General features: G+C 74.5%; 13 protein-coding genes. 7 read left to right on the forward strand and 6 right to left on the reverse strand.

The genetic code is table 11. The annotated features are described in order from the left end of the window. Both V5O49_RS02035 and V5O49_RS02040 read left to right on the forward strand, forming a co-directional pair. The coding region (locus V5O49_RS02035) for a hypothetical protein (RefSeq protein WP_332900768.1) at positions 1 to 199 on the forward strand (199 nt) is incomplete at its 5' end. 97 nt (positions 200 to 296) lie between these two features. Continuing rightward, entirely contained in the window at positions 297 to 1,544 is a 1,248-nt protein-coding gene (locus V5O49_RS02040; protein WP_332900769.1) for an endonuclease/exonuclease/phosphatase family protein, read from the forward strand. 56 nt (positions 1,545 to 1,600) lie between these two features. On the opposite strand, the gene V5O49_RS02045 is transcribed toward V5O49_RS02040, so the two are convergent. The 4 genes from V5O49_RS02045 to V5O49_RS02060 all read right to left on the reverse strand — a co-directional run bounded on the left by V5O49_RS02045 (position 1,601) and on the right by V5O49_RS02060 (position 6,955). Further along, positions 1,601 to 2,107: a GNAT family N-acetyltransferase gene (locus tag V5O49_RS02045; RefSeq protein ID WP_332900770.1), complete on the reverse strand. Its 507-nt coding sequence runs from the start codon at positions 2,105 to 2,107 to the stop codon at positions 1,601 to 1,603. A 68-nt stretch (positions 2,108 to 2,175) separates the two neighbouring features. After that, the gene (locus tag V5O49_RS02050; RefSeq protein WP_332900771.1) at positions 2,176 to 3,177 is read right to left on the reverse strand and encodes an NAD-dependent epimerase/dehydratase family protein; all 1,002 of its coding nucleotides are present in this window, start codon (positions 3,175 to 3,177) and stop codon (positions 2,176 to 2,178) included. Further along, positions 3,174 to 5,936 (reverse strand): alpha/beta fold hydrolase, encoded by a 2,763-nt coding sequence (locus V5O49_RS02055; RefSeq protein ID WP_332900772.1) that lies wholly within the window; start codon positions 5,934 to 5,936, stop codon positions 3,174 to 3,176. Before V5O49_RS02055 ends, V5O49_RS02050 begins: the two co-directional genes overlap by 4 nt. After that, positions 5,933 to 6,955, reverse strand: coding sequence for a 3-oxoacyl-ACP synthase III (locus V5O49_RS02060; protein WP_332900773.1), 1,023 nt, complete (start codon positions 6,953 to 6,955; stop codon positions 5,933 to 5,935). The genes V5O49_RS02055 and V5O49_RS02060 overlap by 4 nt, the downstream gene beginning before the upstream one ends. A 247-nt stretch (positions 6,956 to 7,202) precedes the next feature. Here V5O49_RS02060 and V5O49_RS02065 point away from each other — a divergent pair, with 247 nt between their 5' ends. Then, positions 7,203 to 8,435 carry a threonine aldolase family protein gene (locus tag V5O49_RS02065; RefSeq protein ID WP_332900774.1) on the forward strand — a complete coding sequence of 411 codons (1,233 nt, stop codon included), beginning with the start codon at positions 7,203 to 7,205 and terminating at the stop codon, positions 8,433 to 8,435. A gap of 83 nt (positions 8,436 to 8,518) precedes the next feature. Here V5O49_RS02065 and V5O49_RS02070 read toward each other — a convergent pair whose 3' ends face one another. Continuing rightward, positions 8,519 to 9,118, reverse strand: a complete 600-nt coding sequence (locus tag V5O49_RS02070; protein ID WP_332900775.1) for a hypothetical protein — start codon at positions 9,116 to 9,118, stop codon at positions 8,519 to 8,521. Between the two features lie 117 nt (positions 9,119 to 9,235). On the opposite strand from V5O49_RS02070, the gene V5O49_RS02075 reads away from it, so the two are divergent. The 3 genes from V5O49_RS02075 (at position 9,236) to V5O49_RS02085 (ending at position 11,418) form a co-directional block, all read left to right on the forward strand. Continuing rightward, entirely contained in the window at positions 9,236 to 9,643 is a 408-nt protein-coding gene (locus V5O49_RS02075) for a hypothetical protein (protein ID WP_332900776.1), read from the forward strand. A 102-nt stretch (positions 9,644 to 9,745) separates the two neighbouring features. Next, complete coding sequence (locus tag V5O49_RS02080) at positions 9,746 to 10,195, forward strand: SRPBCC family protein (RefSeq protein WP_332900777.1); 450 nt, start codon at positions 9,746 to 9,748, stop codon at positions 10,193 to 10,195. Then, positions 10,192 to 11,418, forward strand: coding sequence for a glycoside hydrolase family 3 N-terminal domain-containing protein (locus V5O49_RS02085; protein WP_332900778.1), 1,227 nt, complete (start codon positions 10,192 to 10,194; stop codon positions 11,416 to 11,418). Before V5O49_RS02080 ends, V5O49_RS02085 begins: the two co-directional genes overlap by 4 nt. A 12-nt stretch (positions 11,419 to 11,430) precedes the next feature. Here the strand turns inward: V5O49_RS02085 and V5O49_RS02090 are convergent, their stop codons facing one another. Then, positions 11,431 to 13,647 (reverse strand): S9 family peptidase, encoded by a 2,217-nt coding sequence (locus V5O49_RS02090; RefSeq protein ID WP_332900779.1) that lies wholly within the window; start codon positions 13,645 to 13,647, stop codon positions 11,431 to 11,433. 397 nt (positions 13,648 to 14,044) lie between these two features. On the opposite strand from V5O49_RS02090, the gene V5O49_RS02095 reads away from it, so the two are divergent. Continuing rightward, the gene (locus tag V5O49_RS02095) at positions 14,045 to 15,466 is read left to right on the forward strand and encodes a branched-chain amino acid ABC transporter permease (RefSeq protein ID WP_332900780.1); all 1,422 of its coding nucleotides are present in this window, start codon (positions 14,045 to 14,047) and stop codon (positions 15,464 to 15,466) included. Positions 15,467 to 15,477: the final 11 nt, after the last annotated feature.

A 15,477-nucleotide genomic window follows, 5' to 3' on the forward strand; every position in this document is an offset into this window, starting at 1 on the left:
CGACTCCGGGTTCATCCCCGCCTTCTCGTCCGGAGAGTCCACCGTGATGCGCATCTTCTCCGGCAAGAAGAACACCCCGGCCACCACGGCCTCGGTCTTCGTCCGCGCGGGCGACGACGTCTCCTACCCCGTCACCTTCGCTGTGCCGCACCTGAACTGCCCCAGCGGCAAGGGCGCGATCCCCGCCGACGGCGAGTAGTCCCGGCGGTGCCCCGCACCGACGGCGGACCGGTTGTTCACGCAGCCGTCGCCCCGAGGCCCTTCCCGGGCGCTGCGGTGATGTCTAGCGTGGCGTCATGACGATGCGACGCCGCACCCTGTCCGCCGCCACGGCCACCGCCGTGGCCCTGACCGCCTGTCTCGTCCCGGCCGCCGCGCACGCCGCCGACCACGGCCGCTCCGGCGACGCCCCCGGGCAGCAGTCCCTGCGCGTGGCGACCTACAACCTGTCGCTGAACCGCAGCACCGAGGGCGAGCTGGTCACCGACCTCTCGACCCCGACGAACCCGCAGGCCCGCACGGTAGCGGAGATCATCCAGCGCACGGACCCGGACGTCGTGCTCCTCAACGAGTTCGACGTCGACGCCGCGGGCGAGGCCGTCGACCTGTTCCGCGAGCACTACCTGGAGGTCTACCAGGGCGGCGCCGACCCGGTGGAGTACCCGTACGCCTACACCGCGCCGTCGAACACGGGCGTGGCCAGCGGGTACGACCTGAACAACGACGGCTCGGTCGGCGGGCCGGACGACGCGTTCGGCTTCGGGTTCTTCCCGGGCCAGTACGGCATGGCGGTGCTGTCGAAGCACCCGATCGCGACGGACGAGGTGCGCACCTTCCAGAACTTCCTGTGGAAGGACATGCCGGGCGCCCTGCTGCCCGACGACCTCGACACCCCGGAGCCGGCCGACTGGTTCAGCGCGGAGGAGCTCGAGGTGGTGCGGCTGTCCAGCAAGTCGCACTGGGACGTGCCGGTGCAGGTCGACGGCACGACGGTGCACGTGCTCGCCTCGCACCCCACGCCGCCCACGTTCGACGGTCCGGAGGACCGCAACGGTCGCCGCAACCACGACGAGATCCGGTTCTGGGCGGACTACGTCACCCCGGGCCAGGCCTCGCGCTACATCTACGACGACGACGGCGGTCGCGGCGGTCTGCAGCCCGGCGCACCGTTCGTGATCCTCGGCGACCAGAACGCCGACCCGGAGGACGGCGACTCGTACGACGCCGCGATCGACCAGCTCCTGGAGCACCCGCGGATCACCGACCCGCAGCCGACGTCGGAGGGAGCCGTCGAGGCCGCGGCGCTGCAGGGCGGAGCGAACGACGACCACACCGGCGACCCGGCGTACGACACCGCGGACTTCGCGGACGGGGCACCCGGCAACCTGCGCGTCGACTACGTGCTGCCCTCACAGCACCGGCTGCGCGTCCAGGACGCGGGCGTCTTCTGGCCGGTGCAGGCCGACCCGCTGTCCGCGCTGACCGGCACCTACCCGTTCCCGAGCAGCGACCACCGGTTGGTCTGGGTCGACCTGGCCCTCTGAGGACCGGCCCCGGGGGTGCCGTCCCGCGCTGCGGGCGCGGGGCGGCACCCGGCAGGTCACCGCGCGGTGATCCAGTAGCGCCGCTTGGGCGACTCCCCCGCGACCGGGCGCAGGCCCTCGAGCACGCCGCCGCAGGCCTCGATGACGGCGGCGGAGCCGACGTTGTCGTCGTCGCACGTGACCAGCACCTCCTCGACGCCCAGGCCGGCCAGCCGCTCGACGGCGAGCCGCAGCATCGCGGTGGCGTACCCGCGGCGACGGTGCTCCGGCGCGACGCCGTAGCCCACGTGCCCGCCGATCTCCCGCAGGAACCCGGTACCGAGCGAGTGGCGGATCGAGACCCGCCCGACCGGGACGCCGTCGACCTCGGCGACGAGCCAGTCCGCGCGCACCCACCCCGGCGGGAGGTCCTCTCCGGCCGCGTCCCGGGCGACGCTCTCGAGGATCTCGTCCCACGTGCCCTCGGCGAGCAGGAAGGAGAATCCCTCGTCCAGCATCTCGGCGTGGATGCGGCGCAGGGTGGACTCGTCGTCGGAGCGGGGCGGGCGCAGGACCATCGGCATGCGGGCAGTCTGCCGAGCGGGGGCCGCGGTGCGCACGGGATTTCCGGACGCCGCCGCAGCCCCGGCGCTCAGGGCGCCGTGCCTCCGTAGTAGGCCGCCAGCCGCCGGAATCCCTCGTCGATGCTGACGGCGGGACGCCACCGCAGGTCGGCCCACGTCTCGCGCTGGTCGAACCAGTGCGCCGTGGAGAGCTGCTCGGCCAGGAACCGTGTCATCGGCGGCTCGTCGGCACCGGGGCGCACCCGCCACACGGCCTCGACGGCCCCGCCCGCGACCCGCGCCAGGCCGGCAGGCACCCGCCACCGCGGCGGCTCCACCCCGGCGGCACGGCAGATGCCGGCCAACAGGTCGGCCACCGGGCGCGGCTCCCCGTTGGTGATCACGTACGACCGACCGTGGACGGCCCCCGGTGTGTCGCCGAGGCGGTCGAGCGCGGCGACGATCCCGTCGGCCGCGTTGTCCAGGAACGTGGTGTCGATGAGTGCCGCCCCGTGGCCCAGCAGCGGGAGGCGCCCCGACGACGCCCGGTCGACGACCCGCTCCACGAGCTGGGTGTCTCCCGGGCCCCACACGATGTGCGGGCGGACGGCCACGACCCGCAGCCCGCCGTCGGACCCCGCGCCGTCCCGTGCCAGGGCCAGCAGCTCGGAGACCGCCTTGGTCCGGGCGTACTCGCCGCGCGCCCGCTCGGGGTCGGCCGGTCCCGCCCCGACGCCCACCAGCGACGTCCCGGCGTGCGCCACCGACGGCGAGGACACCTGCACGAACCGCCGCACCCCGGCCCGCTCGGCGGCGTCCAGCAGGGTGCGCGTGCCGTCGACGTTCACCGCGGTGAACTCGTCCGGGTCCCCGGCCAGCGACACCTTCGCGGCCAGGTGCACGACGGCGTCGGCCCCGTCGACGGCGTCGGCCACCGCGGCCGGGTCGGTCAGCGACCCCGCGACGTCCTCGACGCCCGGCACCCCGGAGGGACGGCGCTGCAGGGTGCGCACGGACTCGCCGCGCGCGACCAACGCGCGCGCCACGCCCGTGCCGAGCATCCCGGACGCGCCCGTCACCAGCACGGTCACGGCGCGGTCACCCGGCCGCCCGCCAGGACGCCGGACGCCCAGTCCGCGAGCCGGGCCCGGTCGATCTTGGAGTTGTGGCGGACGTCGGTCGGCATCTCCGGCACCACGAGCACCGCGGCCGGCGGCACGGACGAGGACTCCCGCACCGCGGCGTCGAGCTCCTCGGGCGCCAGCCCCGGCCGCACCCGACCGCTCCCGCGCTCCGGCTCGACGACGGCCACGGCCTGCTGGACCCCGGCCGGTCCGACACCGACGACGGCGGCGCGGCGCACGCCGTCGACCCGCTCGATCGACTGCTCCGGGCCGACCGGGGCCAGCGGACCCGCCGACGTCGTCAGCACGTGGGCGAGCCGCCCCTCGATCCACAGCCGCCCGGCGTCGTCCAGGTGGCCGACGTCGCCCGTGCGGTGCCAGTGTCCCGGCGGGGTGTCCCGCTCGGCCGCGACGTCGGTGAGCCACCGCCGGTCGTACCGCTCCTTGAGGTGCGGCGCGCTGACCAGCACCTCGCCCAGCGCCCCGGGGTCGGCCGACGGCGGCCCGGTGGCCGCGCCGTCGTCGTCCAGCGCGCTGATCAGGACGCCGCCGTCGGCCGGGTCGACGATCGGCCGGCCCACGCAGACGCCGGTGTCGGGCGCGCCGGCGGCGTCGCGGATGCCGTCCAGCGTGATGTCGGTGACCAGCAGGCACTCGGTCATCCCGTACGGGGTGTGCGCCTCGGCCGCCGGCATGAGCGACTGCGCGGCCTGGAGCAGCGCGGCGCCGATCGGCGCACCCGTGGACAGGAACGTCTCGACGCGCCCGAGCGCATCCCGGTCGACGGCGGTGAGCCGGTCCGCCGTGTCGACCACGTGGAGGATCGCCGCCGGGGACAGGAACACCATGCGCGCGTCGGTGGCCTTCACGGCGTCGGCCACCGCGCGAGCCGTCAGCGTGCGCGGCGCGGAGACGTCCATGTCGGGGGTCACCGAGCGGGTGCCGAGCGCCGGACCGAGCAGCGCGAACGGCGCGAACCCGGTGACCAGCCCGGTGTCCGGGCCGACGGCGAAGTGCTCGGCCAGGACGTCGCGCAGCGCGGACAGCCGGCGGTGCGTGTACAGCACCCCCTTGGCGGGACCCGTCGACCCGGAGGTGAACAGCACGACCGCGTCGTCGTCCGGCCCGGGCTCGGGCGGCAGCTCGAGGCCCTCACCGGCGCGCGCGACGTCGATCAGCTCGTGGTCCACACCCAGCGCCCGGCGTCGGACCGGGTCGAGGGGGTCGACGGCGATCCGCACGCCGGGCCAGCCGGCCGTACGGGCGGCCGCGAGCGCCGTCGTCTGCCCGATCAGGTATTGCGGCCACGCCCCCCGCTGGGCGCGGGTCAGCCCGCGCAGGCCCAGACCGGCGTCGGCCACGACGACGACCGCGCCGATCCGCAGGCAGGCGTACACCAGGGCGGTCAGCGTGGGCCCGGGCCGGACCAGCAGCGACACCCGGTCGCCGCGGCGCACCCCGATCTCGTGCAGGCCGGCGGCGAGGCGCCGCACCTGCCGGTCCAGCGCTCCCCAGCTCACGACGCGTCCGGCGCCCGTGGCGGTGAGGTCCAGGACGGCCTGGTCGGTGCGCGACACGGGGTCGGCGGCGCGCTCGTCCAGCCCCGCCCAGATCGGCCGAAACGTCGTCTCGGGCGCGGCCCGGTCGGAGGACCCGCGCGCGGAGGCGTTCACGGGCCCCGGGGGGCCCTCCACTTCGGGACTGACCTCCGCGCGCGGGTCCTCCGACCGAACCGGCTCGCTGCGTACACCGTCCGCGCGGGCGTCGTCCCCCGAGACCGCCGAGCCCAACCAGCGCAGGACGGCGGGCGCGTAGTCGACGTCCTCGGCGATCAGGTGCCCGGCGTCCTCGAACCGGTGCACCCGGGCGTGCGGGAGCCGACGCAGCAGGTCGTCGAGGTAGCGGTCGGAGAACACCGGGTCGTGCGCTCCCCACAGCAGCAGCGCCGGGACGTCGAGCGCGGCCACGCCGTCGGCGATGCGGTCCAGCTCGGGGCGGCTGACGTGGTCCGGCGCGGCGGGGATGTCGGCGACGAACTGCTCGATGCCGTCGCGGTCGTCGGCGGCGCGGTAGGGCAGCCGGTAGGCGTCGGCGACGTCGCGGTCCAGCCGCGGGCGCGCGAGGCCGAGCGTCGTCTCCAGGAAGGCGCGCGTGGTGCGTGTGCCCCAGCGGTGGACGCCCCGGGCCAGGGCGAGGCGCAGCGGGGCAGGGATCGCGGCGTCGTCGGGCTGGTGCACGGCGGTGTTGAGCAGCGCGACCCCGGCGAGCCGGTCGGGGTGGTCGACGGCCCAGCCGAGCGAGACGACGCCGCCCCAGTCGTGCCCGAGCGTGACGACCGGCCCGTCCAGGCCGAGGTCGGCGGTGAAGGCGGACAGGTCGGCGACGCGGTCGGCCAGGGTGCGGCGTCGTCCCGTGCGGGCGGACAGCCCCATCTCGAGCTGGTCGACGGCGACGACGCGCCAGGCGCCCCGGACGCCGTCCGGGTACTCGCCGAGCGCGGCCGAGGCCTCGATCGCCCGCTCCGTGACCGTCTCGATCAGGTCCCGCCACAGGTAGGACCATGTGGGGTTGCCGTGCACGGCCAGCACGGTGCCGACCGGCTCGATGCCGTGAGCGGACAGCTCGGCGCCGTTGTCCAGGTAGTGCCAGTCGCCACGGACGTGGCTGAAGCGGGACTCGAGGCCGGGCAGGTCCGGCGGGACGGTGCTCGCGGGGCGCAGCGTCACCAGGCCAGCTCCAGCATGGCGGTGTTGATGCCGGAGCCGACCCCCATGAGCAGCACGCGGTCGCCGCGGCTGAGGGTCTCGGCCTCCTGGACGAGGGTGATGGGCACCGACGCCGGGCCGACGTTGCCGAGCGTCGGGTACGTCGTGGGGACCTTGGCGCGGTCCAGGCCGACGGCCTCGACGATCGCGTTGGTGTGCACCCGGGAGACCTGGTGGGTCACGTAGCGGTCCATCGCCTCCCAGTCCCACTCGGCGATGGCGTCCTTCCAGGCGTCCACGACCAGCTCCAGGCCACCCTCGAGCAGCCCCTCGGCGTCGGTGAACATGCCCTCCGGGCTGCCGACGCACAACCGGTGGTGCTGGGTGCCGGCGCGGGTCACGCCGCCGAGCACCCGGTGGCCCTCGGGGTGGGCGTCGGCCGGGCCGAGCACGGCGGCCGCGGACCCGGAGCCCAGGGTCAGCGACGCGAACTCCTCCATGAAGCCCTCGCGGCCGACGTCCTGGGAGAGCAGCCGGTCGACGGTGTGGTGCTGGATGTCGTCGGCGTCCTCACCGTTGACGATCACCGCGTAGCGGATCTGCCCGGACTCGATCATGCCGGCGGCCAGCGTCATGCCGTTGATGAACCCGAGGCAGGCGTTGGCGACGTCGAAGTTCACGGCCGAGCTCGGCAGCCCCAGCCCGTGGTGCAGACCGACGGCGACCGAGGGCTCGAGGTGCTTGCGCGTCACGGAGGTGTTGATGAGCAGCCCCACCTCGTCCGGCTCGACGCCGGCCCGGTCGAGGGCGTCCAGGCCGGCCGCGATCGTGGCCGAGTCGGCGTCCTCGTCGGGTCCCCAGTTGCGCCTCTCCTCGACGCCCGCGACCCGTTCGAGCAGGTTGCGCGGCAGCCGCAACCGCTTCAGCGCGGGAGCGAGCCGCTGCTGGATCTCGGACGACGACGTGACCCGCGACGGCAGTCGGCGCGTCACGGACAGCAGCGCGACGTTGCCGAACCGGGTGGTGGCGTTTCCAGACACACGAGCTCCAGACATCCGGACGCCCGTGCGGCGCCGGAACGACGACATGTCACCGGACCGTCACGTGGCGGTCGGTTTCGCGGGCGCAAGGACACCCGCCCTTGAGAGTAGGACGCTCGAGGGCCGCCCGCTGTTCCGTCCGGCTGTTGTGTCACCCACCACGGCGCTCGGGAACGGGGGCGAACCGGCGCAGACCGGGACGAGTCCGAGGAGCGGCCGGACCGTCCGCCGCCCGTAGTCTGGACGCGTGCCCGAGACACCGACCGCGCTGCCCCCGTTCGCCTCCGACAACTACGCCGGCACCCACCCCGAGGTGCTCGCGGCCGTCGCCGCCGCCAACGACGGGTTCGCCGTCGCCTACGGCGACGACCCGTGGACCGCGCGCCTCGACGCGCGCGTGGCCGAGGTGTTCGGCCCCGGGGCGCTGGCGTTCCCGCTGGTCAACGGAACCGGGGCCAACGTCGTCTCCCTCATGGCGCTGTCCGAGCGGTGGGGCGGCGTCGTCGCCTCCGACCTCGCGCACGCCAACACCGACGAGAACGGGGCGCCCGAGCGGGTCGGCGGGCTGAAGATCCTCGCCTGCCCGTCGCGCGACGGACGGATCGTGCCCGACGACGTCGCCCGCTGGGCCGGGCAGCGCCACGACGTGCACCGCGCCCACCCCGGCGTGCTGACGCTGACGCAGTCGACCGAGCTCGGCACCGTCTACTCGATCGACGCCACCCGCGCCCTCGTCGAGGCCGCGCACGGGCTCGGCATGGCCGTGCACGTCGACGGCTCCCGCCTGGCCAACGCCGCCGCCTTCCTCGGCTGCTCGCTGGGCGCCCTGACCCGCGACCTCGGCGTCGACGTCGTCTCCCTCGGCGCCGCGAAGAACGGCGGGATGCTCGGCGAGGCCGTCGTCGTCCTCGCCCCCGAGGACGCCCCGCACGTGCCGGGGTCCGGGTACGACGGCGCCCGGCTGCGGCCCGCCGCGGCCGCGGCGGTGCCGTACCTGCGCAAGGCGACGATGCAGCTCGTGTCGAAGACGCGGTACGTCTCGGCCCAGCTCCTGGCCCTGCTCGGCGAGCCGGGAGGCCCGGTGGACGCCGCGAGCGCCGAGGCCGCGAGCGCCGACGGTGCGACGGCGCCGCTGTGGCACCGCAACGCCGCCCACGCCAACGCGATGGCCCATCGGCTCCGCGACGGGCTCGAGACGGCCGGCGTGCTCGACCCCACGCTGACCGGACCGTCGTCGACCGAGCCCGGTGACGTCGTCGTCCCCCGCGGGGTGCGCGTCACCCGGCCGGTCGAGGCCAACGCCGTCTTCGCCACGCTGCCGCGCGAGGCCGCCGACCGGCTGCGGGAGCGGGCGCGGTTCTACGACTGGGCGCCCGGGGAGACCCCCGACCGCGTCGAGGTGCGGTGGATGTGCTCGTGGGACACCCCGGCCGACGCCGTCGACGCGTTCGTCGCGGCCGTCGCCGCCGAGCTGGCGTGACCCTCCCCGATCTTGTCGGCAGTTCGTCGTCGGGTCGGCACTATCAACTGCCGACCCGACGACGAACTGCCGACATGATCGACTCACCACGCCTCGTCGGGGAGAGGGAGCAGGCGCAGCACTCGCGCCTCCTCGCGCACGGACCGCGGGAACTGCGACAGCAACCTCGACGTCACCCACAGCGGCGCCGCGCGGTCCCGCGCCGTGAACCGCAACGGTCGGACGCCGAGACTCCCGGCGATCGCGTCGTCCCGCAGCTTCTCGGCGAACCGTGCCCGGTCGGCGTCGTAGCCAGCGCCGAACGCGCCGTCGACGTACTTGACCCGGCCGTCGAACTCGACCAGGACGCGATGCTCGGGCCAGCCGACGTCCACGCGGTAGCGCCGCCCGTCGACGACGACCGGCAGCTGCGTGCGCGGGCGCGGGAGGCCGGACCGCAGAGCCAGGTAGCGCACCCAGGTCTCCCAGGGTGACTCGGCGCCGTCGTCGGCGTGCTCGATCACCCAGCGCGCCCGGGCCGTGCCGTTGCGACGGCGCACCGCGGCGAGACGGTCGAGCGTCCCGGCACGGTGCAGGCCCTGGGAGAGCGCCCAGTCGGCGATGACCAGGGCGTCCAGGGGATGCATCGTCAGGGCGCAGTCGACCACCGTGCGGTCCAGGTCCGTGACCGGCAGCCCGTCCACGGAACCGGCTCGGTCCGGCAGCCCACGTCGACGCACGATGTCCAGAGCCGACCGAGCGCTCGGTCGCGAGCGCACGAGGACGTGCACGCGCCGCGGCGTCCGCCACACGGGCGCGCCGTGCAGCAGCGCCGCACTGGCATGGCTGAAGACGTGCGGGCTGCGCAGCTGTCGGTCGACGGCACGGAGCCGGTCGAGCGCCAGCGTCCGGTCGGCGCCGGCGTCCCCGGCGGACCCCTGTCCCGCCGGTCGGTACGCGCCCCGGCGGATGCGTCGGATCTCGCCACGGGCGACAGCACGCTGCAGGCGCGTGGGGTCGTGCTCACGCGCGATGAGGACTCTTCGGTCGGACGTCACCGCGCCAGCCTGCCGCCGACGGGCCGGCTCGAGCAGAGCCTCGGCGACCCGCCCACCGCCACCTGTGGACGACGCCCGCTGTGGGTGGCGCTGGGCCGCCATGTCACGTCGGCAGTTCGTCGTCGGGTCGGCACCATCAACTGCCGACCCGACGACGAACTGCCGCGCTGACCGGGGCCGGCTGATTCGGCGGTCTCTGCCGAGCAGGGTTAACGTCGTGCCGACGGGTCGCGACGGTGCGGTCCGGACCGCACCACCGGCCGAGGAGGCGCCATGACCGACGCAGGCACCACCGGACACACCGCCACCGCGTCCACGCACATCGCCGAGCCCCCGGAGCGGGTCTGGGCCGAGCTCATGCACCCCGGGGCCCGCTGGATGCTGGGTGCCAACATCGAGACCGACTTCCGGCCCGGCAGCCCGGTCACCTTCGAGGGGCACTTCTTCGGCCGGCAGTTCGCCGACAAGGGTCAGGTCATCGCCGTCGAGCGGCCCCGCCTGCTGCACTTCACGCACTTCGCCCCGCTCGGCGACCTGCCGGACGTGCCGGAGAACTACCACGAGATCCGCATCACCCTCGAGCCCGACGACGGCGGCACCCGGGTCTCGGTGGTCCAGCAGAACATCGACACCGCCGAGCACGCCACGCGGTCCGAGCAGCACTGGTGCGAGGCGCTCGCGACGCTCGCCCACCGCGACGCCGCCCCGACCCCGGGGTCATGACGGGCGCGCGCCGGCGCGCGACGGTCCTGCTCACGACGGCCGTGCTCGCGCTGGCGGCCTGCAGCACCCCGGGCACGACGCCGGAACCCAGCGCGGGCCCGTCGCGCACGCCCGGACCGTCGGCGTCGCCGTCCGCTGCGCCGAGCCCGGCGCCGTCGCCCACGCCCGCCCCGTCCGACGGCGCCGCCCCGGAACCCGACGACCCCGCCGCAGCCCTGTCGCTGGAGGAGAAGGTCGGCCAGCTGCTCGTCGCGGGCACGCCCGCCGCGGACGACGCCGTCAGCCCGGCGACACGGACCGCCGTCGTCGACCACCACGTCGGCAACGTGTTCCTGCACGGACGCAGCGAGGCGGGCCTCGACGCCACGCGCGAGCTGGTGGACGCCGCCACGGCGCTCGCTCCGCCGTCGGCCCCGCCGATGCTGGTCGCGACCGACCAGGAGGGCGGCCTGGTCCAGGTGCTGCGCGGGCCCGGGTTCTCCGAGCTCCCCCGCGCGACCGAGCAGGCGACCTGGCGGCCCGCGCGGCTCGAGCGCGAGGCGACCACCTGGGGCACCGAGCTCGCCGACGCGGGCATCAACCTCAACCTCGCCCCCGTGATGGATCTCGTCCCGGCGGCCAACCAGTCCGCGAACGCGCCGATCGGCTACTTCTCGCGCAACTACGGCACCACGGCCCGCTCGGTGGTCGACTCCGCCACGGCGTTCTCGGCCGGTATGCAGGCCGCCGGCGTCGAGCCGGTGATCAAGCACTTCCCCGGGCTCGGCCGGGTCACCGAGAACACCGACACCACCGAGGACGTCGTCGACGACACCATCACCGCGGGATCGGAGGACGTCGAGGTGTTCGGCGCCGGGATCGACGCCGGAGCCCGGTTCGTCATGCTGTCCAACGCCGTCTACACGCAGATCGACCCGGACCGCCCCGCGACGTTCTCCCCGGCGGTGGTCGCGATCCTGCGCGACGACCTCGGGTTCGACGGCGTGATCATCACCGACGACGTCTCGGCAGCCGCCGCGGTCGACGACCGGCAGCCGGCCGACCGTGCGGTGTCGGCCGTCGAGGCCGGGGTCGACCTCGTGCTGGCCTCCGCCGACCCGTCCGTCGTCCCGGAGATGGCCGACGCCCTGGTGGCGCGTGCGCAGGACGACCCGGAGTTCGCGGCACAGGTCGACGCCGCCGTCGAGCGCGTCCTCGCCGTCAAGGCCGACCTCGACGGCTGAGCACCGGGCGGCTCAGTCCTCCTGGGCCAGCCCCAGCACGTCCAGCGTCCAGGCGTGCTCGAAGGCGATCTCCTCCCAGCGGGCGTACCGTCCCGAGACGCCGCCGTGGCCGGCCGACATCTCGATCTTCAGCAGCGCGGGAGCCCCCGCGGCCCGCAGCCGCGCGACCCACTTGGCCGGTTCGACGTACAGCACGCGCGTGTCGTGCAGCGAGGTCACCGCGAGGATGCGTGGGTAGTGCGAGGCGTCGTCGGGCACGTTCTCGTACGGGCTGTACGAGCGCATGTACGCGTACACCTCGGGATCTGCCAGCGGGTTCCCCCACTCCTCCCACTCGACGACCGTCAGCGGCAGGGAGGGGTCGAGGATGGACGTCAGCGCGTCGACGAACGGCACGCCGGCGAGCACCCCGGCGAACATCTCCGGCGCCAGGTTCGTCACCGCGCCCATGAGCAGCCCGCCCGCGCTGCCGCCGTCGGCCACCATGCGCTGCGGCGTGGTCCAGCCGGCGTCGACCAGGTGGTGCGCGCACGCGACGAAGTCGGTGAACGTGTTGCGCTTGTGCTCCAGCCGGCCGCCCTCGTACCAGGCCCGGCCCATCTCGCCGCCGCCGCGGACGTGCGCGACGGCGAAGACGACGCCACGGTCCAGCAGCGACAGCCGCGGCACCGTGAAGTACGGGTCCACGCTGATCTCGTAGGCGCCGTACCCGTACAGCAGCAGGGGCGCGGGGTCGGCGCCGGTCCCGGCCGAGTCCAGCGTCACGGCGTCGCGCTTCCACACCAGCGAGACGGGGATGCGGGTGCCGTCCTCGGCCGTCGCCCACTCCCGCTGCTGCACGTAGTCGGCGGGGTCGTAGCCGCCCAGCACGGGCTGCTGGCGGCGCACCGTGCGCTCGCCGGTGGCCACGTCCACGTCCAGGACGGTGGCGGGCGTGACGAACGAGGTGTACTCGACGCGCACCTGCGGGGCCGCGAACTCCGGCGTCTCGCCCGGCACCGCGCTGTAGAGCGCCTCGGGGAAGTCGAGCTCGCGCGGCGTCCAGGGGGCGTCCGGGGCGAGGGTCGCCAGCGTGACCACGGCGACGCGAGGGGTGGCGTCCCGCCGCACACCGAGCACGACGTGGTCGGCGAAGGCGTCCACGGACTCCAGCCGCACCTGCGGGTCGTGAGCCACGGCGACGCGCGCCGCGCCCGGGTCGAGCGCGTCGGCCGCCCCGGCGTCGCCCGCGGCCGGGCGCGGGGGAACATCGGTCACGGCGAGCTCGAAGTTCTGAGCGCCGTCGTTGTGCAGCACGAGCAGCGCGTCGCCGTGTCCGGGCAGGACGGCGTGCTCGACGGTGTACTCGACCCCCTCGCGGCGGCGCCACACGGGCCGGAACTCCCCGGTCGGGTCGGTGGTCTCCAGCACCCAGCACTCGCTGGTCATCTTCGAGCCGAGCTCCACGTGCAGGTACTGCTGGGAGCGGGACAGACCCACCCCCACCCAGAACCGCTCGTCCGGCTCGTGGAAGACCTGCACGTCGTCGGCGACGGGCGTACCGACCTCGTGCCGCCAGATCGTGCACGGCCGCCACGCCTCGTCGACGGTCGGGTAGAAGACGTACCGGCCGTCGGGGGTGATCACGGCGCCGGGGAACGTGCCGACGACCTCGTCCGCCAGGTCGGCACCGGTGCTCAGGTCGCGGACGCGCAGCGTGTAGCGCTCGTCGCCCGTGGTGTCGACGGCGTAGGCGAGCCGCTCCCCCTGCGGGGCCACGGAGAACGAACCCAGGGAGAAGAAGTCGTGACCCGCCGCGGCCTCGTTCTGGTCGAGCAGCACCTGCTCGCCGGCGGGGACCTCCCCCGGCTCGAGCGCGGGCGGCGTCCAGTCGTCGGGGTCGGTCACCGGGACGCGGGCGTGCACCGGGTACTGCTGCCCCTCGGTGAACCGCCCGTAGTACCAGTGGTCGCCGAGACGGGTCGGGACCGACAGGTCGGTCTCCTGGGTCCGGTCCTTGATCTCGGTGAAGATCCGCTCGCGCAGCGGTCGCAGCCCGGCGAGCTGGTCCTGCGTCCAGGAGTTCTCGGCCTCCAGGTGCGCCAGCACCTCGGGGTCCTCCTTGGCACGCAGCCACTCGTAGTCGTCGACGACCGTGTGGCCGTGGTGGGTCCGGGAGATCGGTCGGCGGTCGGCGGTCGGCGGGGCGGCGAGCTCGTGCGGGCTCGCGGTGGCGGCGTCGTCGTGCACCCCGCCAGCGTACGGGTCGAGCGCCGGGCGCGGACCGCCGTCGGACCGCCGTCGGACCGCGCGGTGGACGACCGCTGCTGTGCGTGGCGTCACAGCGGTGCTGTGCCGCGCCGACGCCACGCGGCCCGGGTTGATTACGGCTCAGCAACGGTTTCGGCGCCCCGAGAGCCGCAGAAGGCCCGTCCCGACCGTTCTGTCCGCCCCGTCGGCCCTGTCCGACTCGACGGTGTGATCTGCGCGTGTCATCCAGGTCACAACACGCCGCTACACTGCCCGGCACGTTGGCACCACGAAATCGTCAACAGGGCCTTCAGCGGCGCTGTATGGCGGACGTCGGTGCAGCGCAGACCCGGGTTGCCCCCGGGCGCACGACCTGACCCACCGGAGGACTCGTCCGATGACAGCGGACCGACTCGACCTCGCGAGGAGGACGCGGCGCGCCATCACCGCCGTCGCCCTCGCGTTGCTACCGGCGATGCTCGTCGCACCACCTGCGACGGCGAGCACCGACGACGCCACCTGCCAGCCCGACGCCGAGACGGCCTGCGTGGCCGGCATGGTGCTCAACGAGGACAACGACCAGGTCGGGGGTGTGGACCTCACCGTCACCGGCGAGGGCTTCACCGCGGACCTGGTCACCACGGACGAACGCCCCGTCGCGGTCGCCGTGCCCGACGTCGGCAGGTACGTCGTCGCCATCGACGCCTCGACGCTCCCGGACGACCAGCCGCTGCCGGAGGGCGCCGAGACCGAGATCGAGGTCGTCGCCCAGACCGGCGCCACGGCCCGCGCGGCCTTCCGCGTCGGTGCCGGCGTCGAGGCCCCGGCCGCTCCGTCGGAGACGGCCGAGGACGGCGAGACCGCCGGAGCCGGCACCACGGGTGGCGACGACGGCGTGGGAGCCGCCCCCGAGGGCGACGCCTCCCTGGTGGACGTCAACTGGGGCCAGGTGTGGCAGCAGATGGGCTCCGGACTCCGGTTCGGGCTCCTGCTGGCACTGGCCTCCATCGGACTGAACCTCGTGTTCGGCACGACCGGGTTGTCGAACTTCGCCCACGGCGAGCAGTTCGCGCTCGGCGCCGCGCTCGGGTTCATCACCATCAACCAGATGGGCATGCCGCTGTGGCTCGGCGGGATCGTCACGATCGCCGTCTGCGGGCTGAGCGGCTACGCCCAGGACGCCGGCATCTGGCGGCCGCTGCGCAAGCGCAACGTGCCGGTGATGCAGCTGATGATCGTCTCGATCGGTCTGTCGATCACGCTGCAGTACGTGATCCAGCTGCTGATCGGCGGCGGGTCCGAGCGGATCCTCTCGTCGAACCCGCGGCCGCTCACGATCGCGGGTGTCACGCTGAGCGCCGCGTCGTGGATCTCCATGGTCGTCGCGCTGGTGTGCGTGCTCGGCATCGCCTGGTTCCTCACCCGGACCCGTATCGGCCGCGCCACGCGCGCCGTGTCGGACAACCCGGCGCTGGCCTCCGCGACCGGCATCGACCCCGACAAGATCATCCGCATCGTGTGGGTCATGGCGACCGGCTTCGCCGCTCTGGCCGGCCTGATGTGGGGCGCCTCGTTCGGGTCCTTCAACTGGCAGCTCGGCGTCCAGCTCCTGCTGCTCATGTTCGCCGCCGTCACCCTGGGCGGCCTCGGCACCGCGCTCGGCGCGTTCGTCGGGTCGCTGCTCATCGGCCAGGTCGTCGAGCTGTCGAACCTCTTCATCCCCAGCGACCTGCGGTACGCCTCGGCGCTGGTGATCCTCATCCTGGTGCTCCTGTTCCGGCCCCAGGGCATCCTCGGCCGCCGCGAGCGGATCGGCTGAAGGGAGACACA

This window comes from Isoptericola haloaureus (genome assembly GCF_036689775.1).
In the GTDB taxonomy this organism is placed as follows: domain Bacteria; phylum Actinomycetota; class Actinomycetes; order Actinomycetales; family Cellulomonadaceae; genus Isoptericola; species Isoptericola haloaureus.